Source organism: Pantoea sp. R102 (genome assembly GCF_004916815.1).
In the GTDB taxonomy this organism is placed as follows: Bacteria; Pseudomonadota; Gammaproteobacteria; order Enterobacterales; family Enterobacteriaceae; genus Pantoea; species Pantoea dispersa.
The window spans coordinates 1-20957 of the sequence record NZ_SDFT01000101.1 but is presented as its reverse complement, the minus strand read 5'-3'; the positions used below and the strand labels follow the sequence as shown (position 1 = coordinate 20957).

Sequence of the window (20957 nt, the reverse complement as noted above, 5' to 3'; positions counted from 1 at the left end):
CAGCAGCGCCAGCGCCTGCTCGCGTGCCGCGGCTTTCGTTTGATGACGCACGCGAATCGGGCCGAACATCACGTTTTCCAGCGCGGTCAGATGCGGGAACAGGTGAAACTGCTGAAACACCATGCCGGCTTCGCGGCGGATATCACATTCATTCGCATGCGGATCGGTGATGTGCATTCCGGCGACCAGCAGCGTTCCGGATGAAATCTCTTCCAGTTTGTTGATGCAGCGTAACAGCGTTGATTTACCCGAGCCTGAAGGGCCAATAATCACCACCACCTCGCCGGACTCAATTTTTAAATTGATATTATGCAGGACCTGCGTGGCGCCGAAATTTTTCGACACTGCGTTAAATTCAACCATGCTCATAAAATATGGATCCTTTTTTCCAGCTGCTTGAGTAAAAAGCTCAGGCATAACGTCACCAGCAGATAAATCATGGCTACCGCCGTCCACACTTCCAGCGCACGGAAATTACCCGCAATGATCTCCTGCCCCTGACGCGTCAGTTCTGCCACGCCAATCACAATAAACAGTGAGGTATCTTTAATACTGATAATCCACTGGTTACCTAAAGCCGGAATCATGCGGCGTAACGCTAAAGGCATAATGACATACCACAGCGTACTGCGCTGCGATAAGCCCATCGCCAGACTCGCTTCTTTAAAGCCTTTATTGATTGAGAGGATCGCGCCCCGGGTAATTTCAGCAATGTAGGCACCGGAGTTAATCACAATGGTCACGATCGCGGCGGTGACGGGATCAATTCTTATCGGCAACACCATCGGTAGTGCAAAATAGATAAACATTACCTGCACCATGATGGGCGTACCGCGAATAAGTTCGACAAAAATAAGTGACAGCGTTTTGGCGATTTTTCCGCCCAGAGCACGGCAGGTTCCCGCCAGTAAGCCAATAATAAAACCGCCCAGCAGACCTGACAGCGAAATAATCAAGGTCAGCTGCAGCCCCTGCAGCAGTAGCGGCAGAGATTCCCAAATATATTTACTGTCAAAATTCATAATTTAACCTGTAAACGCTAAATAAGGCCGGAGGGCTCCGGCCTGGCAGGATTATTTCGGCTGCTTAGCAAACCATTTCACGTAGATTTTGCTGTAAGTCCCATCCGCGCGCAGGGCCTGCAGCGCGGCGTTGATCTTAGGTGTCAGGCTGCTGTTTTTCTGCATGGCAAAGCCATACTGCTGCGGCAGAATCGTGTCGTTTTCACCGCTGGCTTTGACTTTGCCATCGCCCGCCGTTTTCACGTAGTACAGCACATTGGGCGAGTCATGGACCACCGCATCAAGGTTGCCGGCCTGCAAATCCAGATAGGCGTTGTCGATATTAGGAAACTCAACATAATTTGCCTTGTATTTACTTTTCATAAAGCTGGCTGCGGCCGTGCCCTGTTTCAGACCCACTTTCTTGCCGGTTAAATCGCTGAATTTCTTAATGCTGTTATCATCGCTTTTGACAGCCATTAATAAGTCGGCATCATAATAACCGTTGCTGAAATCCACCACCTGCTTACGCGCATCGGTAATGGTAATGCCTGCCATCGCGACATCCAGATTCCGCGATTGCAGCCCCGGAATCAGGCCACCAAAGTCCATTGGGTGTAATTCATAGCTGATATGCATTTTCTTCGCGATGGCATCCCATAAATCAATGTCAAAGCCGACGTATTTATCACCTTGCTTAAATTCAAAAGGAACAAAAGCCGTATCAACCCCGACGGTTAATTTCTCCTGCGCCGCAGCGGTAAAACTGGCGGAACAGGCCACCAATGCCAGTGTAACTTTTAATTTATTTAAAAATGCAGACATAATAACCCTCAGCGTCAGTAATGTAGCGTGCAATGATTGTCATCCAGCGAAATAACCCGGCGGACATGGTCAAAGAAGGTGGTTAATATAATGGGCGTATCAGGTACGCCCGGAGTAATGCGACAACTTATGCAGGAAGCAAGTGATCCTGCGTAAAGGGTACCGGCGTCTGTGCGCCGTTCATGATCATCGAGAGAAAACTGTAATAGCCGTTAATGCCTATCAAATCCACCACGCCCTTCTCGCCCCATAATTCGATGGCTTGCTGCCAGGTGGCATCACTGATTTTCTGTTGCTGATGTAACTGCTGGCAAAACTGATAAATCACCCACTCATCAGGCTGCAAATCCGCGGGCTGACGTTTTTCATTGATGGCCTGCACTGCTGCAGCAGAAATCCCCTTTTCGCGCGCTATCGGCGCATGGATTGCCCACTCTACCGGCTGTGACCAGTGCCTTGCCGTCATTAAAATCGCCAGTTCCGATAACCGCTGGCCCAGCGCACTGCGATAGCGCAGATATTCCCCCATACGCTGTGCATGTGCCATTAACTCTGGGCTGCGCAGCAGCGGCTCAAACGGAGGTAGCAGCGCACCGCGCGGCCCGTTGATAATCTCTTCCGCGAGCGGACGTTGCTGCTCATCCCAGTCCTGCTCCGCCAGCGGCGGTAATCGGTTAATCATAATTTGCCGGTCTCTTCACGTATCACGGTGTTCAGCGTATCCACGACAAAATCCAGTTGTTGCGGGGTGACGATAAACGGTGGGGCAATTAAAATATGGTCGCCATATTGCCCGTCCAGCGTGCCGCCCATCGGATAGACCAGCAAACCGCGCGCCATACAGTTGGCCTTGATGGCTGCGTGAAGTTTCATCGCCGGATCGAACGGGGTTTTTGTGGCTTTATCACGCACCAGCTCCACACCGGCAAACAAGCCGCGGCCGCGCGTATCACCCACGTGCGGTAACTCCCCCAGCACGTCGTGAAGCGCCTTGTGCAGATAAGCGCCCTGCTGCTGAACCGCCTCCAGCAGATGGTCGCGCTCAATCACCTGCTGTACTGCTAACGCCGCCGCAGCGGCTGTCGCATGACAAATATAAGTGTGTCCATGCTGGAACAGACCGCTGCCAGCCTGCAGCGCAGACACGATCTTCTCACTGGCCAGCACCGCGCCGATGGGTTGATAACCGCCACCCAGTCCTTTGGCGATGGTAACCAAATCAGGTACCACGCCATCCTGTTCGAACGCGTGCAGTGTTCCGGTACGCCCCATTCCGCACATCACCTCATCGGCGATAAACAAAATGCCGTACTTGTCGCACAGGCGACGTACACCCTGCAGATAGCCCGGCGTCGGCGGCGTGGCACCGCTGGTCGCACCGACCACCGTCTCCGCGCAGAAGCCAATAATCGTTTCCGGGCCCGCATCGACAATCGCCTGCTCCAGCTCGCTCAACAGCCGCTGGGTATACTGCTGCTGGGTTTCATCGGCACGGCGATCGCGATACTCATTGCAGGCGGAAACGCGAATCACGTCGATTAACAGGGGTGCGAACTGACGCCGGCGCCATTCATTGCCACCCACCGCCAGCGCGCCCAGCGTATTACCGTGGTAGCTCTGTTTGCGGGCGATGAAACGGGTGCGCGCAGGCTGTCCGATCTCAACAAAGTATTGCCGGGCCAGTTTCAGCGCGGTTTCCACTGCCTCAGAACCGCCCGATACGAAATAGGCATAGTTAAGATCGCCCGGTGCGGTGCGCGTTAACTGTTCGGCGAGCTGTTCAACGGTATCGCTGGTAAAGAAACTGGTATGCGCATATGCCAGTTGATCGATTTGACGATGCATGGCTGCGAGGACGTCAGGATGGGCGTGGCCCAGGCAGGAAACGGCGGCACCACCGCAGGCATCAAGATACTGTTTTCCCTGTGCATCAAAAATGTAGGCCCCGTGTGCGCCCGTGGCCACGGCGGGCACGCTGCGCAGACTGCGGTGAATGATACGGCTCATGCTGGTCCTGCTCCTGAATACGCTTCGTTGTTGAAACGTATCTTGCAGGATCCATTTGAATCACGTCAACGCAATAATGATTCAATCGCATTCAAAATTCTTATGACAGATACAAATGAATCATCTGTCAGGATTTGCCGGCATGCACGTAAGCGCCGGAATCGATTAAATAGCGTTCGGCGTTTTCAATTTTACTGACCGCATCACGCCCATGACGGGCCACCAGCATCGCCAGCAGGCACTCTGCCAGGCCCATGCCAGAGACGACAGACGGGAAGAACGATGGGCTATCCAGTGAAAACCGCAGCGAGCAATCAGCGGCCTGCGCCAGCGGCGAGACCGGTGAATCGGTGATGGCGATGATCTTTGCGCCCGCCTGCTGTGCTGCGCGCAGTACATCAAGTGATTCGCGTGAATAAGGGGCAAAGCTGGTAAGTAACAGGCAATCCGCGGCGGTCAGTTCACGCGTGAAAACTTCGATGTTGCTCGCCAGACCATCCACCAGTGACACCTGACGATTGAACAACCGATACACATAAAATAATGACCAGGCGATCGGAAAGCTGGCGCGGAAGCCGCAGATGTAAACATTGTCAGCCGCATCGAGTAAGGTCACGGCCTGTTCCATTGCCTGGCGGTTTTCCTCCTGCGTAAAGGCCAGGTTGGTCTGGTGGGCCTGAAACATCGCATCATACAGCTGCGGCTGCGTGCAGGCAGCCACCAGCTTTTCCGCTTTCGAGACATAGGTATCATTGCGCAGGCCGATGTCATCAATAAATGCGTCTTTGAGTTCACTCCAGCCGTTATAGCCCAGCCGTTTCGCCAGGCGCAGCAGCGTTGCCGGTTTCACCCCGGCCTGCTGCGCAAAGGTGCGCATGGATTGCACCACCAGTTGATTGGCATTCTGCAGTGAGAATTCGGCAGCCCGCTGTAGTTCTGGCGATAATTCACTGAACTCGCGGACGATAGTTTCCTTTAGATTCATGGCAACGATTCACTGGCTTTGACGTTCAGGTATCTAAACACATTTGAGATCAAGACTCTAGGCGCGGATATCACACCGGAGTGACGGCCTGAAGCAGGGCGCGATGCGTCGCGCCGCGACAACCAGGCTGCTCATGGTGGTTTACTTAACTGAGCGGCCTGTTGCTATGGAGGGCGAACCTGAGGTTAAAAATTTACTTTATTGACGACTCAACACCAGTTTCAGTCCGGCAATGGCAAAACAGCAGGCTAATAGCGCATCTAATCCCCGGCGGATACGACGGTAAAACGCGTTCATTGCTGCGGTGGAAAATATCAGCGCATAGCCGCAAAATACCGCGACGCAAATTGCCGCACAGCCGAGAATAATCAGCGGTAAGGTCGAGGCTGCAGCGTCCGGTTTGAGCGCGACGGACATGATCGCGACCCAGGTTAAAATGGCTTTCGGATTACCGACGTGCATCAAAATTCCCTGACGAAATAACGCGCCATACGCAACACGGTGATCGCTGATAACGGTTTTATCGGCAGCAGTGCGGGTTAACGCAGATTTACCGGCTTTGTATGACAGCCACAACAGATATAACCCGCCGCCGATTTTCAACACCAGCAGCAATTGGGCAAACGTCGCCAGCACGGTTAATACCCCGCAGGCCGCCAGCAGCGCCCACAGCATTGAGCCGCCAATTACCCCGCCCGCAAGCGCTAAGGCGGCACCGCGCCCTTTATTCATCGCCGTTCCCATAATCGCCATATTACTCGGACCAGGGCTGGCCGTTGCCACAAAATAAGTGGTGTAAATCAGCATTAATTCGTGTGAAAGCGCCATGATATCCTCTGCAGGTGAAATGTCCTGAACCTGTTATATCGGCTTGCTCAGAAATTTACTATGTCTTGTTGATATGAAGAAATGCCGGACGCTGTTCTATTCTGTGGACTGCTGCATGAGCCAGGCTCTTACTTTTACCACGGCAGAACGCAGCAGCGCTTCGTGGGGCGTAATAAGCCAGTACGCGTGTCCGGTATTCAGCGTATTTGGAAACGGTGCCACCACTTCACCGGATGCCAGGTTTGCCTGAACAAATCGCCTGCGCATCAGCGCTACGCCCATGCCGGCAAGCATCGCCAGCCACGCCCCGCTGCCATCGCTATACAAGGGCCCTTTACCGGAATCAATATGCCCGACGCCGGCTTCAGCGAGCCAGCGCTGCCAGTCTTCCCGGTGCATATCATGCAGTAACGTGACGCGACCGAGTGCGGCAAGTGCCGGCGGTTCCCCCAGCTGCTGCGCCACAGCAGGAATGCAGACTGCAAGGTAGTCGTCGTCGATCAACTTCTCACTCACGCAACCCTCACAGAAACCGTTGCCATGCCGTACGGCCAGGTCGATACCATCCGTGGCGAAAGACTGGATGCGGGAAGTGGCACTGATGCGCAGGTCGATATCCGGACAGGCACGTTCAAAATCAGCCAGTCGCGGCAGTAACCAGTGGGTCGCAAATCCGGTGGTGCAGGCCAGCGTAATGGTATTTTTTTGTGTCTCCTGCACCAGCGTTTCGGTAGCTTCACGCATCAGGCTGAAAGCCGAAGCAATCGAGTAGTAATAGCCCTGACCGGATGCCGTCAGCGCCAGCTTGCGTCCATTTCGCTGAAACAGTGGCAGGCCCAGCTGCCGTTCCAGTTCCCTGATGTGCAGGCTGATCGCGCCGGGCGTGACGTGCAACTCCTGGCCTGCAAGGGTCATGCTGAGGTGCCGGGCAACGGATTCGAACGCTTTCAGGGCGTTAAGAGAAGGCAGGCTGTTTCGCATTGTTTAGTTTTCCTAAAAAACAGGCGGAAATTAAATCGTTTTAATTTCCTCTCCGTCAACGTTATTAATAGGCATATAGCACGCGTTGCCGTGTCGTTTTTATTCCAAAACTGTTGAGTTATATTGAAATTTTAAGAGAAAGTACCGTTTCACGCACCACGCCTCCACACGGAAAAATGAGCAGCGACCAGGCCCTTTATGGCGATTAACCTTTACCAGGCTTGAGTTTTTGTCGTGTCAGGGAGGCAATATATGGAGACAGGATGCAGATGAAGGATATCGATGTTGGATTTACCCACGTTGCGTTTATGGTGAGGGATCTGGAGAAGAGCATGGATTTCTACCGCCGCTATGCAGGAATGAAGGTGATACACACCCGTGAACCTGACGTCCCGGCTGCCCGCAAGGTGGCATGGCTGAGCGATCATACCCGCCCTTTCGCACTGGTTCTGGTGCAGGCGGATGACGTGTCAGATACGCCACTGGGTAAATTTGGACACTTAGGCATTGCCTGTGCGTCACGCGAAGAGATCGATCGTAAAACAGCGATGGCCGTCGCCGAAGGCGTGTTACGCAAAGCCCCCGAAGAGGCTGGCGAACCGGTGGGATATTACGTATTTTTTGCCGATCCTGATGGCAATACGCTGGAGCTGTCTTTCGGGCAGCGCGTCGGGCTTGAAGCGATACGCACCGCTCCCGGTTTACTTTAACTCGCCTGCCCGCAGGCAGCGGAGAACATATGGCACTGACGTTGCCGATTTATACTCAACGCCTGGTGTTGCGCAAGCTGACAGTGGCTGATTTGCCGCATCTGTCGCGCTATCGCAATCTGCCAGACGTTGCTCGTTATCAAAGCTGGGAAGAATTTACCTGGCATGACGCTGAGAAATTATATGCGCAGCAGGATGCGCTGCCGTTCAACAGCAATAACACCTGGTTTCAGCTTGCCGTAGCACACCAGGAAGACGACCGGCTGATAGGGGACATCGGAATTCATTTTTTTGATGAAGGAAGACACGCTGAACTCGGCATGACATTTGATGCCGGATATCAGAAACAGGGTTTTGCGCTTGAAGCAATGAGTGCCATCGTTACCCTGCTTTTCACGCAGTTTGCAAAACACCGGCTTACAGCCGTAGTAGACACACGTAATATTCGCGCCATAAACCTGCTGGAAAAGCTGAATTTTCGCCGTGAAGCGCACTTCCGGCAGAATATTTTTTTCAAAGGGATGTGGGGCGATGAGTATCTTTATGCGCGGCTGGCCAGCGATTAGCGCAGGCATTGCGTTAAGCCATCGCGTAGGCATGTTAAGGAGGCGTTGTGACAATTAGCGAAGTAAGCAAGGAAGAGTATCACTTACTGATTCAGGTCTGGGAGGATGCGGTCAGGGCAACGCATCATTTCCTGAATGAACAGGATATCCTGCGGCTCAGACAGCTTATTCTGGAAAATTATTTTGATGCTGTTGTTTTAAGAAAAGTGAGCGATGAAAACCATGACATTGTCGGGTTCATCGGCGTGCAGGATGAGAATATCGAGATGCTTTTCGTCTCGCCCGCTCATCACAAAAAAGGGGTCGGTGCACGGTTAGTCCGTTACGCTATTCGTCATCTTTCAGCGAAAAAAGTGGACGTTAACGAACAAAATACCGCTGCGCTCGGGTTTTATCAGCATCTGGGCTTTCAGGTGACTGGACGGTCTTCCGTTGATGGTGAGGGAAAACCGTTTCCCCTCCTCCATCTGAAGCTGATGCAATAATCCGGCACAGGTATCAGGAGAAAAAATGAACGGAAGTTGTCTCTGTAAACGTGTGCGCTACGAATGCGATCGCCTGGCGGGCAGCATTACGCATTGCTGCTGTCATACCTGCAGGAAAGCGCACGCCGCCGCTTATACCTCCACAGCGCGCGTGCGGCGAGAGGATTTCAGGTGGACCCAGGGAGAAGAATTTCTGACGGCATTTAACTCTTCCCCGGATAAGTTGCGTTATTTCTGTTCAGTCTGCGGATCTCATCTGCTGGCTGAAAGACCTCATCAGAGCCACGTGATTCTGCGTGTGGCCACGCTGGACGACGATCCCGCTCAGACGCCGGTTTCCTATATCTGGTGCTCGCACACCGTGCCGTGGCTAACAGAACGCGACGATGTGCCTCATTATGAGCAGGATAAAGAAACATGATGACTGGTCAAAACGCCGCGGGCGAAACGGTGCACCATCAGTGCCGGTGGATCATTCACCGGAGGAACCTGCTGGCTGCCGAACCACAGCGGGTTCGCCGGGCAAATTGAGCCACAAATATAAGCCGGAACCCCTGCAAACATGCCTGCTGCGGGCCGGTGCACATGCCCGGCTGCAATAGCCAGTATTCTGGCCCGGTTGCGTCTGAGGATCGACTCAAGCTTATCAAGCCCGCGACACATTGATTCATCCAGCGTCGGAATGCCCGATGCGATAACAGGATGATGCAGAAAAAGCAGCGCTGGCAGTGCATGTGCATCGCTGAGCTGCTGCTCCAGCCATTCCAGATGCCCCTCGATGCTGCCAAAATTCTCTTTATTCACCGTCGAATCCAGCCCCAGCAAGCGCAGAGCACCGGTATCGTGAACAAAATGCAGCGCGTCTGCCGGCGTATTCTTCACCCGGTGATTTTCATGCCATGTCGTTTGCATGAGTCGTCGATCATCGGCGTTACCCGGCAAAACCAGTGCAGGATAGTGCTGCTGACGCAGTAGCCCGGCTAGCTGCACGTAACCCTGCGGCCACTCGCCATCAACAAGATCGCCTGTTAACACCAGCACATCCGGTTGCACATGCGTGAGCCACGCCAGCGCGCGCGCCAGGCGCTGCAGGTGATCATTATCCGCTGCTGCATGAATGTCTGAAATCTGAGCAATTAACATAATGTCTCCGGAAATAAACAAGCAAGCCATCAGGATCTCTAGGCAGCATAGCGCCCGTCCCTTCACGCGACGCGGGCTGCGCGCCGCATTAAAATTCAGTATTATAGCGGTTCCTGCCGCTGACCCGAGTGAGTGCCCTGCCCGCTATGACTGACCACAATGCGCTGTTGGCGCGGTTGACCACCACGCTGGCGACAGAGAGTCGCACGCCGCTGTACAAACGCTTTGCCAGTGCGATTAAAGAGGCGGTGCGCGATGGTACGCTGGTGCACGAAGAGATCCTGCCGGGCGAGCGCGAGTTCAGCCAGTCGCTGAACATTTCGCGCATCACCGTGCGTAAAGCCATGGACGAGCTGGAAAAAGAGGGCGTCGTGCTCCGTTCCCGCGGCTACGGCACGCAGATTTGCAGCCAGTTTGAATATTCACTCAAAGAACCAAAAGGATTGTCGCAGCAGGCGGTGCTGCGCGGTAAAACGCCGGACACCGTGTGGATCAACAAAAGCAAAATTGCCTGTAGCGCAGAGATCGCCGAAAAGCTGGGGCTGAGCACGGGCAGCGATGTCTATCTGCTGAAACGTATTCGCTATGTTGACCGCCAGGCGGTCTCGGTTGAAGAGTCGTGGGTGCCGGCGCGTTACATCGCCGATGCCGATGAGATTGGTATTTCGTTGTATGACTATTTTCATCGCCAGCAGATCCTGCCGGTGAAATCCCAGAGCCGGGTCAGCGCGCGTATGCCGGACGAAGCCCTGCAGCAGCAAATTGCCCTGCCCGCCAATGTGCCGGTGCTGGTGATTAAGCAGCTGGCACTCGACGCACAGGGCAATCCGCTGGAGTACAGCATCAGCTACTGCCGCAGCGATATGTACGTGTTTATTGCTGAGTAAGGCGTTGCTGCCAGTAAGCGCGCAGGGTGGCGCGATCGGGCGCACAGTCGCCACCGCGCCGGGAAACCACATACGACGCCACTGCGTTGCCCAGCGCAACGCTCTCCGCCAGTGACCAGCCGGACGCTAATCCCGCCAGTAATCCGCCAGCATGGCTGTCGCCCGCGCCGATAGTATCGACCACCGTTGTCGCCAGTGCGGGCACCCAGCCCTGCGCCTCAGCGTCGATGTATCCGGCACCTTCGCTGTCCAGCCTTAACACCATTGCGCCGCCAAACTGCTGCTGCCAGCGCGCCATCAGCTGATGGGCGTCGAAAGGTTCGGATGCGCGCAGACGCTCATGCCACAGCAGCTCCGCTTCCTGCCTGTTCACTGTAATCAGTGACTGCAGCGCCATGATGCGCGCAAACTGCGCCTCGCCGATGTCCGCCAGCCGCGGGCCAAAATCCACCAGCAGCTGATACGGCTGTGCCTGCTGCTCCAGCCAGTCGATCAGCACTTCGCCGCTTTTGCTGGTGAGCTGATAACCGGAGAGATAGATCCAGCGCTGCGCCGGCTGCGGCAATGTGCGCAACAGCGCGGCGTCCCACTGGTTTTCCACGCCACTAACGGAAAGAAAGGTGCGCTCGCCATCCGGCTCGACCAGCGCCAGACACCAGCCATTATCACCGTGCGCATTTTCCAGTACGCTCTGCACACCGTATTCCGCCAGCTTTTGTCGCACGATACTGGCCCAGATACCGTTCCCCAGCGGCAGCGCGTTGATAGAAGGAATGCCGAGACGATGCAGCGCAATGGCGACGTTAAGCGCACAGCCGCCAACGTTCACGCCCTGCTGATGCAGTTCGATGTCGCTGCCGCGATACGGCAACGTCCAGGCATCGGCAATCACATCCACTACCGCCGCCCCCACCACGCACACCGGCAACCGGCCCGCCAGCCGTGACAGATCGTCAGGCGTCAGCATAGGCGGCCTCGCGCTGCTGGCGGAAACGGACAAACGCACGGCTGTAATGGGTGAAATCCAGCGCGTTAGCGGCATCCAGCTCCGCTTTTAGCTGCGCATCGATCGCGTCGATACCGTGCAGCGCGCCGCAAATGGCAACCGCCATCGCGCCGATGGTATCCGTATCGCCGCCCAGATTGGCGCACAGAATGGCGCAGCGGTTGGGATCGGTGACTGCCAGTTCGACCATGGCAATCGCCGCCGGTACCGATTCAATGGTGCTAGTGCCGGTACCGACCAGATCGTAGATCTGCTGCATGGTCGATTCGGTGCCCCTGCCCTGCGCGACCACCTGCAACGCCAGTTCGATGCGGGCCGCCATCGCCGCACTGAAAGTGGTGACGCGCCGCTCCTGCGCCGCACGGGCAATCGCCGGCAGTTCGTCACGAATCGTTGCCCAGTCGCTACCGTCAATCGCGCGGGAGATTGCCCAGGCGATCGCGGTGGCACCGGCAATCGCCACGTCGGATTTGTGCGTCGGGCTGGAGGCCAGCGCGACAGCGTCAATAAAAGCCGGCAGGTCACGTGCTGGTAGCAGACAGCCCAGCGGTGACACGCGCATCGCCGCGCCGTTGGTCAGGCCGTTATTTTCCAGCTGCGCCACCGGCGTACCGTTTTTCAGCGCGTTAAGCGCGATTTTGGAGGTGGGTCCGAGCACATTTTTGTTAAAGGCATCAAACGCTTCCGCCCAGCGCAGAATATTGACGCCGATGGTTTCCGCATCAATTTCGCCGTCGTGGCTGATAATGGCATCGGCCAGCGCCAGCGCCATTGAGGTGTCATCAGTAAAAGCCGCCCGGCCAAAGTAGCAGGCGGCATTGTTTTCTGCCGGGCCGGGCAGGAAGCGATCGATCCAGCCGAAGTGCTGTTTCACGCGGCTGCGCGGCCACAGTTCCGATGGCATGCCCATCGCATCGCCCAATGCCTGGCCGTAAAATGCGCCCAAAATCCGTTTTTCCTGGTGTGTCATCGTCATGGTTACATCTCTTATTTATGGCTGTCAGCGGTTGCTGAGTTTTCAAAAGCGGTTAATTCATCACTGCGTTTTTTGCCGTCGCGGAACAGGACGATAAAGGCGATGGTGATGATGACAATCATCACGCTGCCAAACATCCACATCCCCGCCCAGTTGAAGGTCTGACCGTTGCGCGGCTGGTCATACGCGAACATCTCCTGCATCAGATAGCCGCCGAGGCGGTAACCCAGCAGGCTGCCGATGCCCTGACAGGCCAGGGTGATCAGGCCCTGCGCAGCGTTACGCATCGCCACCGGCGCTTTCTTATCCACATAAATGTAGGCGGTGATGAAGTAGAAGTCGTAGCTGACGCCGTGCAGCAGAATGCCCATAAACAGCAGGCCGAAGGTCAGCAGGTTTTGATCGCCGCCGAACACAAAGAACACGTAGCGCAGCGCGGCGGTGACCAGGCCGAGCAGCAGCACTTTGCCGATGCCGAAGCGTTTAATGAAGAACGGCAGCGCCAGCAGGAAGAAGATTTCTGATACCTGGCCGAGCGTCATCCAGCCGGTGGCGTGTGGCAGACCGACTTCGGTCAGATATCCCTCAGCGAAGATGTAGTAGAACGCCAGCGGCATACTGAACAGAAATGAACAGACAAAGAACACCAGGAAGCTGCGATCTTTCAGCAGATGCAGTGCGTCGAGGCCGAGCGCCACGCGCAGGCTGAACTTGCCGGTGCTTTTGGGTTCGGTGGCTGGCAGGGTCAGGGCGAACAGGCCAAGCAGCAGCGAACTGGCCGCGGTGATCAGCAACGGTACGTTGCTGGCAGAGATATCGCCAAAGCCAAGCAGCGGCGGCAGGAAACCGCAGGCGATGCCGGAGGCGATCCAGCCGATAGTGCCCATCACGCGGATGCGCGGATAGTCGCGCTCCACGTCACCGACGTGGGAAAACGCAATACTGTTGGTCAGCGCAATGGTCGGCATGTACGTGAGCGCATACAGCAGCAGCAGCGGAAAGAAGCTGCTGAAGTGCGTCTGCTGTGCGGCAAAGAACATCAGGATCGCGCCGGCGATGGTCAGCAGCGATAACACTTTCTGTGCCTGGAAGAAACGGTCAGCCAGCGAGCCGACCAGAATCGGTGACAGGATGGCAGCGATGGAGGTACAGGCGTAGCACCAGGCGATCTCAACCGGCGAAAAGCCGTTTTTGCTGAGAAACGCCCACAGCGGCACGAACCATGCCCCCCAGATAAACCACTCTAAGAACATCATGAACGACAGCTTTGGAATTGTAGTTTTCATCGAAATAGACTCCCCGGTGTTGGTAGAACCAATCTAGCACCAGAATAGATACCTTTATAATACCTTTAGCTGATAGTTTGAGCTATCCCACAAGATTTTTACCTTATGGATAACCGATAAGCGAGGAGGATTGGGTGCGGGTGGGCGTGACGGTCTGGCGGGGTGTGGAGCTGCATTCTGCGGCTGTGAGGCGGTCGCCATGAATGGCGACCCTACGGCGATAATTACAACAAATTCGCACTGTTTTGTAGGGTGCGCATTGATGCGCGCCTGGTTATGCAGATTATGCAACCAGGTCGCCATGAATGGCGACCCTACGGCGATAATTACAACGAATTCGCACTGTTTTGTAGGGTGCGCATTGATGCGCACCAGGGAATAACAAGTGCTTTAACGCGCAGGTATCTTCTACCGATTCACCAGCTTCGCTGGCAGCGCGACCACCAACAGCGAACTGAGCAGCAGACACACGGCGAAGAACCACAGCGCGCCGTTGCTGCTGCCGGTGAGGTCCAGCGCCACACCCATCACCGAATTACTCACCAGTCCGGCGATATTGGCGATCGAACAGGCCAGAGCAAAACCCGCTGCCGCTGCCGTGCCTTTCAGGAACGTAGCGGGCAGACTGAAAAACACCGGCACCGCCCCGATAATCATCGCCTGTGCAATTGAGAACAGCAGCACGGTCATCGCCACGTTGTGAGCAAAGAAGGTGCTGGTGCCCATCGCCGCCGCGCCAATAATAAACGGAACAATGATGTGCCAGCGGCGTTCACGCAGGCGGTCTGAGCTGGCACCGATCGCCAGCATGCCAATCAACGCCGCCAGACTGGGGATCGCCGTCAGATAGCCAATGGTGGTGATATCGGTGGTGCCGGCATTCTTAATAAAGGTCGGCATCCAGAAACCCATGGCGTAAGCGCTGAGCAGAATCGAGAAGTCGATGCCGCCGAGCATCACTACGCGAATATTCAGCAAACCATCGCGCAGGCTGTGTTTCAGCCCTTTGGCGTCACCTTCATCGCGCGCCAGTTCGCGCAGCACCGCCTGCTTCTCACTGCTGCTGAGCCAGTTGGCGCTCTCGACGCTGTTCGGCAGCAGCCAGAACGTCAGCACACCCAGTAATACGCTGGGCAGGCCTTCCAGCAGAAACAGCCACTGCCAGCCGCGCATGCCGTAAACCTCATGAAAATGCCCCATGATCCAGCCGGAAAGCGGTCCGCCAATCAGGCTGGAGAGCGGCAGGCCAATCATAAACAGCGCAATGATGCGGCTGCGGCGCCACGAGGGAAACCATTTGGTGAGATAGAACAGCACGCCAGGCAGAAAACCGGCTTCGGCCGCGCCGAGGAAAAAGCGGATGATGTAGAACTGGGTCGGCGTTTGCACCAGCAGCGTGGCGGTTGAGAGCAGGCCCCAGGTAATCATAATGCGCGCGATCCAAATCTTCGCGCCGACCCGCTGCAGGATCAGGTTGCTCGGCACTTCAAACAGGATATAGCCGACAAAAAACAGCCCGGCACCCAGACCAAACGCGGTCTCGCTCAGCGCCAGATCGCTCGCCATCTGTAGCTTGGCCAGGCCGATATTGATGCGATCAAGGTAGGCCGCGAGATAACACAGGCAGAGAAACGGAATCAGCTTCCAGGTGATTTTGCGATAAATCGAAGCGGTGTCTTCGGCTGCCAGCGCAGCAGGACGGGTTGAAACGTCAGTCATGGTGTTCTCCGGGCGCAATAACCCCGTCGTCGGGGAGATGTTGTTATGCGTCTCAGCCGCAGCCGAAACGGACTGTTTGTGCGCACTCCGTGCAGGTGAAACGCGCCCTTAACGGGCGCTGAACTTCCCGAGATACTCCAGCGCCGCGGCTTTACTTACCACGTCGCCATATTTACTGTCGATATCAAACAAATTGGCTTGATGCGGCGCATCATGGCGATCGCCCACGCATTCACGCACCACCATGGCGCGAAAACCGTATTGCAACGCATCCACTGCGCTGGCGCGGATGCAGCCGCTGGTGGAGCAGCCGGCGATCAGCAGCGTATCAATGCCCTGCGCCACCAGCATCGATGCCAGAGACGTGCCAAAAAACGCGCTGGCATACTGTTTGGTGATCACCACTTCTGCGGCAAGCGGCTGCACCGCCGGACAAAACGCGGCCAGCGGATTGCCCTCCACCATGTCACGCATCACCGGGGCTTTCTGCACCCAGATACCGCCGTCCTGCTGATGCTGCGGATGGTAGCGAATCTGCGTATGGATCACCGGAATCGCGCACTGGCGCGCCGCCGCCAGCAGGCCCTGTGTGGCGGCCACCGCCTCTACCACGCCCGGGGCAAATAGCGCGGCGCCCGGCGTGGTGTAGCCCTGCAGAAAGTCGATCATCAGCAGCGCCGGACGCTGACCAAAACCGATGCGGTTGCCCCAGACACCGGCGTAGTTATCACTGACACTCTGGCTCATGGTTTCTCCTTACCACGCACCGGACAGCAGTGCGCCCGCGCCCGGCACCACCGGCTCCAGCTCCAGCGCCTTCAGCAGAGCGTACGTAGTGGCAATGGCGGCCGTAATTACCGGCTTGCCGGTCTGCGCCTCTACTTTTGCCACCGCCGGCAGCGATGGCATCTGCACGCAGGCCGACAGCACCACCACATCAACATCCGTCAGCGTCATGTCCGCCACGATCCCAGGTAAATTGGCCGGGTCGTGGCGGGCGACGGCGAGGTTATCGGCAATTTCCAGCGCGCGCCACTGCTTTACCTCAATCCCTTCGCGCTGGATGTAATCCACCACCAGCTCGGTCAGCGGCTTCATGTAGGGGGCCACCAGCGCGATCTTCTTCGCGCCCATAATATGCAGCGCATCGACCAGCGCGCCGGCACTGGTGATCACCGGTGCCAGCGCCTCGTTGTCACGCGTGACCTGCGTCAGACGCTGCTGAGACTGGCGATGATAGCCCGGGCCCATCGCCATGATCGCCACCAGACAGGCATAGCCGAGCACGTCAACGCGCGCGTCGGACAGCTCCAGCGCACAGCGGTCGGACTCTTTATCCATCGCCGCCAGCTCATCTTTATTGACATGTTTCATGCGCATACGGCTGGAGTGGAAGGTAAACCGCTCCGGGCGAATCAGCTGGCGCGCCTGCAGCATGGCGGGAATTTCGGTTTCCATGGTGATGTTGGAACTCGGCACAATCTGGCCGATACGATACGAACGCGTCATGGCTGCGTCTCCGGAGTCAGTGAGGGGCCAAGGAAGGTGCCAAAGGCATTGAAGAAACCGTGAAAATCATCCCACGGGATCATGTGACCAGCGCCGGCTACCCGGCTGATCTCAATGGTCGGGAGCAGCTCGCGGATTTCGGCTTCATCTTCCGCCTGAATGACGCCGCCCTTGCCTGCCACCATCAGCAGGGTTTTTGCCGGCAGCTGAGGGAAATATTGATGGATATCGAGCTGGTGAAAATCGTCATAGGCGCGACGGATGGCTGGCGTATAACAGGTGTGCAGCCACTCGGCGCGCAGCTGACGCTGGTCATCGCTCCAGGCCGGGCAGTATTGCTTCATGGCTTCAGCATCCATGCCACGCTGCGCGTCGCGAATGGAATCTTCATACCACGGCCACTGCCCCGGGTAGAGACGCCGGCCCGGACCGGAAACCGGCGGATCGATCAGCGACAGCGACAGCACGCCGGCTGGCTGTTTCACCGCCGCACGCATGATGAAGCGCGCGCCCATCGAATGGCCAACCAGGTGATAGCGCGTCAGCCCCAGCGCATCCGCGAAGGCGTTGATGTCATCGGCGCAGCTCTCCATGCCGTAATCCAGCCCTTCACCGCTGCTGGAGAGCCCGCGACCGCGCACGTCCAGTACCCAGGTATCAAAATGCTGCGCAAAAACTTCCGCCACAAAACCCCAGGTGATTGCCGGGCTGGTGATACCCGGTACGAGGATCAGCGCGGGCCCGCTGCCGCCGTAGCGCAGATAGTGCTGGCGAATGCCGTTGGCCTGTACCTGCCCGCCGTGCATAAAACGGCTCATGAGGTCACCTCGCTTTTCAGCGGCGCGGCAAACACGTCGTAGCCGTACACCCAGGCCGGATCTTCCTGGGTGCGCAGGAAAGTATTGGCGTTAGAGACGGCCTGCACGCGCGACGCGCGTTCTTTGCGGTTGGCTTCATACAGGCGGAACGCAGTGCGGTAATCATCAAGACCGGTTTCCGTCAGGCAGCGCGACAGCATGGCGGCATCTTCGATGGCCATCGCAGCGCCCTGCGCCATGTGCGGTTTCATCGGATGGCAGGCATCACCCAGCAGCACAATGCGCCCTTCGCTCCATACCGGCAATGGCTGGCGGTTGAGCAGCGGCCATTTGGTGACCGATTCGCTGCACTCGATCAGCGCCTGTACCACCGGATGGTAGTGACCAAACGTTTCCAGCATCTCCTGCTGACTACTTTCAACGAAGCTGCCTTTGATATCCCACGCCGGGTGCGGCACACCGGAGACGTAATAATATTCGTCGCGCGCTTTGGTGGTGTAATAGACCATCAGATGACGATCTTCAGACCACCACTTGACGCAATCTTCAAAGCTGAGGTTGTATTTGCGCAGTTGTTCGCCACGGATTAGCGCACGGTGCGCCACCCAGCCGCTGTAAGTGGGCGCTTCCACCCCCAGCAGATGCTCACGCAGTTTTGAGTTGATACCATCCGCACCAATCACGATATCCGCGCGCGCTTCGCTGCCATCCTGAAAACGCAGCACCACATCGCTGCCGCTGTCTTCGACGCTGCTTAGGCACTTGCCGAACTGGACGCTGCCCGGCTGCAGACTGGTCATCTGCATGGCCTGCAAATCGCCCCGGTGCACCGTGACATAAGCCGCACCGTACTCTTTGCGCGCATAAGCGCCCAGTGGAATGCGTGACAAATACTCCCCGGTCTCGCCGTCGCGGCTGAACCAGAAATCGGGATGCGAAGCCAGATCCTCCAGCTGCTGTTCGATGCCCATGCGGCGAAACACCTTGAGCACGTTCGGCCCCATATGGATGCCGGCACCCAGACGGGAGAAAGCCGGGCTTTGTTCATAGACCGTGACATGAAATCCCGCTTTCTGTAACAGCGAGCCGGCGGCAAGCCCGCCCAGCCCGGCGCCGATCACCGCGATGCGTTTCATATTGCTCATATTTTCCTCTCACACTGACGCTGATTTGAAGGTATGCACGCGGATAAACGATCAAACCCGACGCTGAATTTATAGTGCATACACTTTAATTATTGAGGTTATGACACTGTTAAAAGCAACCGTATTTACAGTGAAAACTCGATAACATGATGTTAATCACAGCCTGATGATAAGGTTAAATAGGCTTTTCTTATGTCAAAAAGAAATGCTTGCACTGTTCTTCGCAACACGTCTATAACAAACATATAAAGCGTGTTCGCTATAAATAGCTGAAGTTTTACGCAGCAAATTGTCTGACATCTAACCCTGAGAGGAAACCGCTATGGCAGTAAATCAGAGCCAGTTAGGCCAGATGTTCGAGCAGGTTTTACGGCTGTCGAAAGTCGACGCCAGCCAGAGTGTCGCCATCCTGAAAAGTCACTATTCCGATGCACGCACCGTGCAGGCCGCCACTGATGCTGCACTACGATTGGGCGCGAAGGTGTACTGCATTGAGCTGCCGGCCTTCAATCACCCGACGGCAATGGGTAACGACATGACCGCCTACTGTGGTGATACCGCGCTTACCGGCAACATTGCCGCACAGCGCGCGCTGGAAGCGGCGGACCTGATCGTCGATACCATGATGCTGCTGCATTCGCCGGAGCAGGAGCAAATCCTGAAAACCGGGACGCGAATTTTGCTGGCGGTTGAGCCGCCGGAAGTATTGGCACGAATGTTGCCCACTGAAGAGGACAAGTCGCGCGTGCTGGCCGCGGCGGCAGTGCTGGAAAAAGCGCGCATGATGACGGTGAAGTCGCCGGCCGGCAGTGATTTTCGCGCCCCGCTCGGCCAGTACCCCACGGTAACGGAATATGGCTACGCGGATGAGCCGGGCCGCTGGGATCACTGGCCGAGTGGCTTCCTGTTTACCTGGCCGAATGAAGATCAGGCTGAAGGCGTGCTGGTGCTGGACGTCGGCGACATCCTGCTGCCGTTTAAATCTTACGCGCGTGAACGCATCACGCTGGAGATCGAGAAAGGTTTTGTCACCCGCATTCACGGTGGCTTTGAAGCCGAGTATCTGCGCGATTACATGCGCTACTTCAACGATCCGGAAGTGTACGGTATTTCCCACATCGGCTGGGGGCTGCAGCCGCGCGCGCAGTGGACAGCGATGGGATTACACGACAAAAACGACGGCATGTGTATGGACGCGCGCGCCTTTTACGGCAACTTCCTGTTTTCGACCGGACCGAACACCGAAGTGGGCGGTAAGCGCAAAACGCCGTGCCATATGGACATTGCTCTGCGCCGCTGCGACATCAAAGTGGACGATTTGCTGGTGGTGGCGGAAGGTGAAGTGGTGGCACCGGAGGCCTCACGCGCGCGTTAATCGTGCGCAGGGAACGGCTGTCAGCGCAGTGACAATGCATTACACTGCCTGACAGTTTCCGGGAAAAAGGATAAAGGCATGTCGCACCAGCAGGATCCGCGCGCAGACCAGCGCTATGACTATACCGAGCAGGTTGGCCATCTGTTGCGCAAGGTGTATCAACGCCATGCGGCGATTTTTCAGCAACACGTCGGTGATTCACAGATCACCGCCGTGCAATTTATTACCCTCTGTGCGCTGCGCGATCGCGGTCCGAGCGCACAGAACGATTTAGTGCGCTATACCGCCGTCGATCAGGCCACCATTCGCGGTGTGGTTGAGCGTCTTAAGGCGCGCGATCTGGTCAGTCTGGGTCCCGATCCCACCGACAAACGCAAAGTGATTGTCATGCTGACCGATGCAGGCCACCGCCTGATTGACAGCACGACTGACAACGCGATGCGCATCACCGAAATGACTTACGGGCAGCTGAATCCGGCCGAACGGGTCGCGCTGATTTATCTGCTGAAGAAAATGCTGGACGATACGAGCCAGCCCTAACCCGGGGCGCTTAGCCGCCTCGCTAAGGCGGTTAATAATGAAAATGCTGGCACATCAGACTGCCACACCGGTTTCACCTGCATCCACGTGCCATTACGCCCTTGAGGTGAACGGCGCGACTCACTCCATCAGCAGCTATCGCGATACCTCGCTGCTGCTGGTGCT

24 protein-coding genes are annotated in these 20957 nt (G+C 56.4%); 7 read left to right on the top strand and 17 right to left on the bottom strand.

Features of this window, described 5'->3' with window-relative positions:
* From ERD80_RS11770 to gcvA, 8 genes are all read right to left on the bottom strand, one after another.
* Nucleotides 1-363, bottom strand: a 363-nt coding sequence (locus ERD80_RS11770) for an ATP-binding cassette domain-containing protein (RefSeq protein ID WP_136547017.1), incomplete at its 3' end; no start/stop codon positions are given.
* 2 nt (nt 364-365) lie between these two features.
* A complete protein-coding gene (gene glnP, locus ERD80_RS11765; RefSeq protein WP_021508828.1) occupies nt 366-1022 on the bottom strand; it encodes a glutamine ABC transporter permease GlnP in 657 nt (218 codons plus the stop codon).
* 51 nt (nt 1023-1073) lie between these two features.
* Nucleotides 1074-1826 carry a glutamine ABC transporter substrate-binding protein GlnH gene (gene glnH, locus ERD80_RS11760; RefSeq protein WP_058781013.1) on the bottom strand — a complete coding sequence of 251 codons (753 nt, stop codon included), beginning with the start codon at nt 1824-1826 and terminating at the stop codon, nt 1074-1076.
* A gap of 127 nt (nt 1827-1953) precedes the next feature.
* The gene (locus ERD80_RS11755) at nt 1954-2508 is read right to left on the bottom strand and encodes a carboxymuconolactone decarboxylase family protein (protein WP_176428143.1); all 555 of its coding nucleotides are present in this window, start codon (nt 2506-2508) and stop codon (nt 1954-1956) included.
* Complete coding sequence (locus ERD80_RS11750; protein WP_136547013.1) at nt 2505-3833, bottom strand: aspartate aminotransferase family protein; 1329 nt, start codon at nt 3831-3833, stop codon at nt 2505-2507. The genes ERD80_RS11755 and ERD80_RS11750 overlap by 4 nt, the downstream gene beginning before the upstream one ends.
* A gap of 127 nt (nt 3834-3960) precedes the next feature.
* Nucleotides 3961-4818, bottom strand: coding sequence for a MurR/RpiR family transcriptional regulator (locus tag ERD80_RS11745; RefSeq protein ID WP_136547011.1), 858 nt, complete (start codon nt 4816-4818; stop codon nt 3961-3963).
* A gap of 198 nt (nt 4819-5016) precedes the next feature.
* Nucleotides 5017-5646, bottom strand: a complete 630-nt coding sequence (locus ERD80_RS11740) for a LysE family translocator (protein WP_058776142.1) — start codon at nt 5644-5646, stop codon at nt 5017-5019.
* 96 nt (nt 5647-5742) lie between these two features.
* A complete protein-coding gene (gene gcvA / locus ERD80_RS11735) occupies nt 5743-6627 on the bottom strand; it encodes a transcriptional regulator GcvA (RefSeq protein WP_136547009.1) in 885 nt (294 codons plus the stop codon).
* Between the two features lie 269 nt (nt 6628-6896).
* On the opposite strand from gcvA, the gene ERD80_RS11730 reads away from it, so the two are divergent.
* Genes ERD80_RS11730 through ERD80_RS11715 form a run of 4 tightly spaced genes read left to right on the top strand, consistent with a single transcriptional unit; the run spans nt 6897 to nt 8809 of the window.
* Nucleotides 6897-7337 carry a VOC family protein gene (locus ERD80_RS11730; protein WP_031279954.1) on the top strand — a complete coding sequence of 147 codons (441 nt, stop codon included), beginning with the start codon at nt 6897-6899 and terminating at the stop codon, nt 7335-7337.
* 35 nt (nt 7338-7372) lie between these two features.
* The gene (locus ERD80_RS11725; protein ID WP_136547015.1) at nt 7373-7903 is read left to right on the top strand and encodes a GNAT family protein; all 531 of its coding nucleotides are present in this window, start codon (nt 7373-7375) and stop codon (nt 7901-7903) included.
* A gap of 47 nt (nt 7904-7950) precedes the next feature.
* On the top strand, nt 7951-8388 hold the full coding sequence (locus ERD80_RS11720; protein WP_136547007.1) for an acetyltransferase: 438 nt from the start codon (nt 7951-7953) through the stop codon (nt 8386-8388).
* Nucleotides 8389-8413: 25 nt separating this feature from the next.
* Entirely contained in the window at nt 8414-8809 is a 396-nt protein-coding gene (locus ERD80_RS11715) for a GFA family protein (protein WP_136547006.1), read from the top strand.
* Here the strand turns inward: ERD80_RS11715 and ERD80_RS11710 are convergent.
* Entirely contained in the window at nt 8785-9531 is a 747-nt protein-coding gene (locus tag ERD80_RS11710; RefSeq protein ID WP_136547004.1) for a metallophosphoesterase, read from the bottom strand. The two genes, ERD80_RS11715 and ERD80_RS11710, sit on opposite strands and share 25 nt — an antisense overlap.
* A gap of 146 nt (nt 9532-9677) precedes the next feature.
* On the opposite strand from ERD80_RS11710, the gene ERD80_RS11705 reads away from it, so the two are divergent.
* Nucleotides 9678-10418 carry a GntR family transcriptional regulator gene (locus ERD80_RS11705; protein ID WP_136547002.1) on the top strand — a complete coding sequence of 247 codons (741 nt, stop codon included), beginning with the start codon at nt 9678-9680 and terminating at the stop codon, nt 10416-10418.
* Here ERD80_RS11705 and ERD80_RS11700 read toward each other — a convergent pair.
* The 8 genes from ERD80_RS11700 to ERD80_RS11665 form a co-directional block, all read right to left on the bottom strand.
* Entirely contained in the window at nt 10405-11385 is a 981-nt protein-coding gene (locus tag ERD80_RS11700) for a PfkB family carbohydrate kinase (RefSeq protein ID WP_136547000.1), read from the bottom strand. The two genes, ERD80_RS11705 and ERD80_RS11700, sit on opposite strands and share 14 nt — an antisense overlap.
* Nucleotides 11372-12394 carry an ADP-ribosylglycohydrolase family protein gene (locus ERD80_RS11695; RefSeq protein WP_211145586.1) on the bottom strand — a complete coding sequence of 341 codons (1023 nt, stop codon included), beginning with the start codon at nt 12392-12394 and terminating at the stop codon, nt 11372-11374. The genes ERD80_RS11700 and ERD80_RS11695 overlap by 14 nt, the downstream gene beginning before the upstream one ends.
* 17 nt (nt 12395-12411) lie before the next feature.
* Nucleotides 12412-13686: a nucleoside permease gene (locus ERD80_RS11690; protein ID WP_031279949.1), complete on the bottom strand. Its 1275-nt coding sequence runs from the start codon at nt 13684-13686 to the stop codon at nt 12412-12414.
* 408 nt (nt 13687-14094) lie between these two features.
* A complete protein-coding gene (locus ERD80_RS11685; RefSeq protein ID WP_136546996.1) occupies nt 14095-15405 on the bottom strand; it encodes an MFS transporter in 1311 nt (436 codons plus the stop codon).
* Between the two features lie 108 nt (nt 15406-15513).
* Nucleotides 15514-16152 (bottom strand): N-carbamoylsarcosine amidohydrolase, encoded by a 639-nt coding sequence (locus ERD80_RS11680; protein ID WP_058770411.1) that lies wholly within the window; start codon nt 16150-16152, stop codon nt 15514-15516.
* Nucleotides 16153-16161: 9 nt separating this feature from the next.
* Nucleotides 16162-16863: an Asp/Glu racemase gene (locus ERD80_RS11675; RefSeq protein WP_199188990.1), complete on the bottom strand. Its 702-nt coding sequence runs from the start codon at nt 16861-16863 to the stop codon at nt 16162-16164.
* A gap of 47 nt (nt 16864-16910) precedes the next feature.
* A complete protein-coding gene (locus tag ERD80_RS11670; RefSeq protein ID WP_021508810.1) occupies nt 16911-17732 on the bottom strand; it encodes an alpha/beta hydrolase in 822 nt (273 codons plus the stop codon).
* Complete coding sequence (locus tag ERD80_RS11665; protein WP_058780991.1) at nt 17729-18877, bottom strand: FAD-dependent monooxygenase; 1149 nt, start codon at nt 18875-18877, stop codon at nt 17729-17731. The genes ERD80_RS11670 and ERD80_RS11665 overlap by 4 nt, the downstream gene beginning before the upstream one ends.
* Nucleotides 18878-19199: 322 nt before the next feature.
* On the opposite strand from ERD80_RS11665, the gene ERD80_RS11660 reads away from it, so the two are divergent.
* On the top strand, nt 19200-20252 hold the full coding sequence (locus ERD80_RS11660; RefSeq protein WP_136546994.1) for a 2,5-dihydroxypyridine 5,6-dioxygenase: 1053 nt from the start codon (nt 19200-19202) through the stop codon (nt 20250-20252).
* 78 nt (nt 20253-20330) lie between these two features.
* On the top strand, nt 20331-20792 hold the full coding sequence (locus ERD80_RS11655) for a MarR family winged helix-turn-helix transcriptional regulator (protein WP_021508807.1): 462 nt from the start codon (nt 20331-20333) through the stop codon (nt 20790-20792).
* Nucleotides 20793-20957 lie beyond the last annotated feature (165 nt).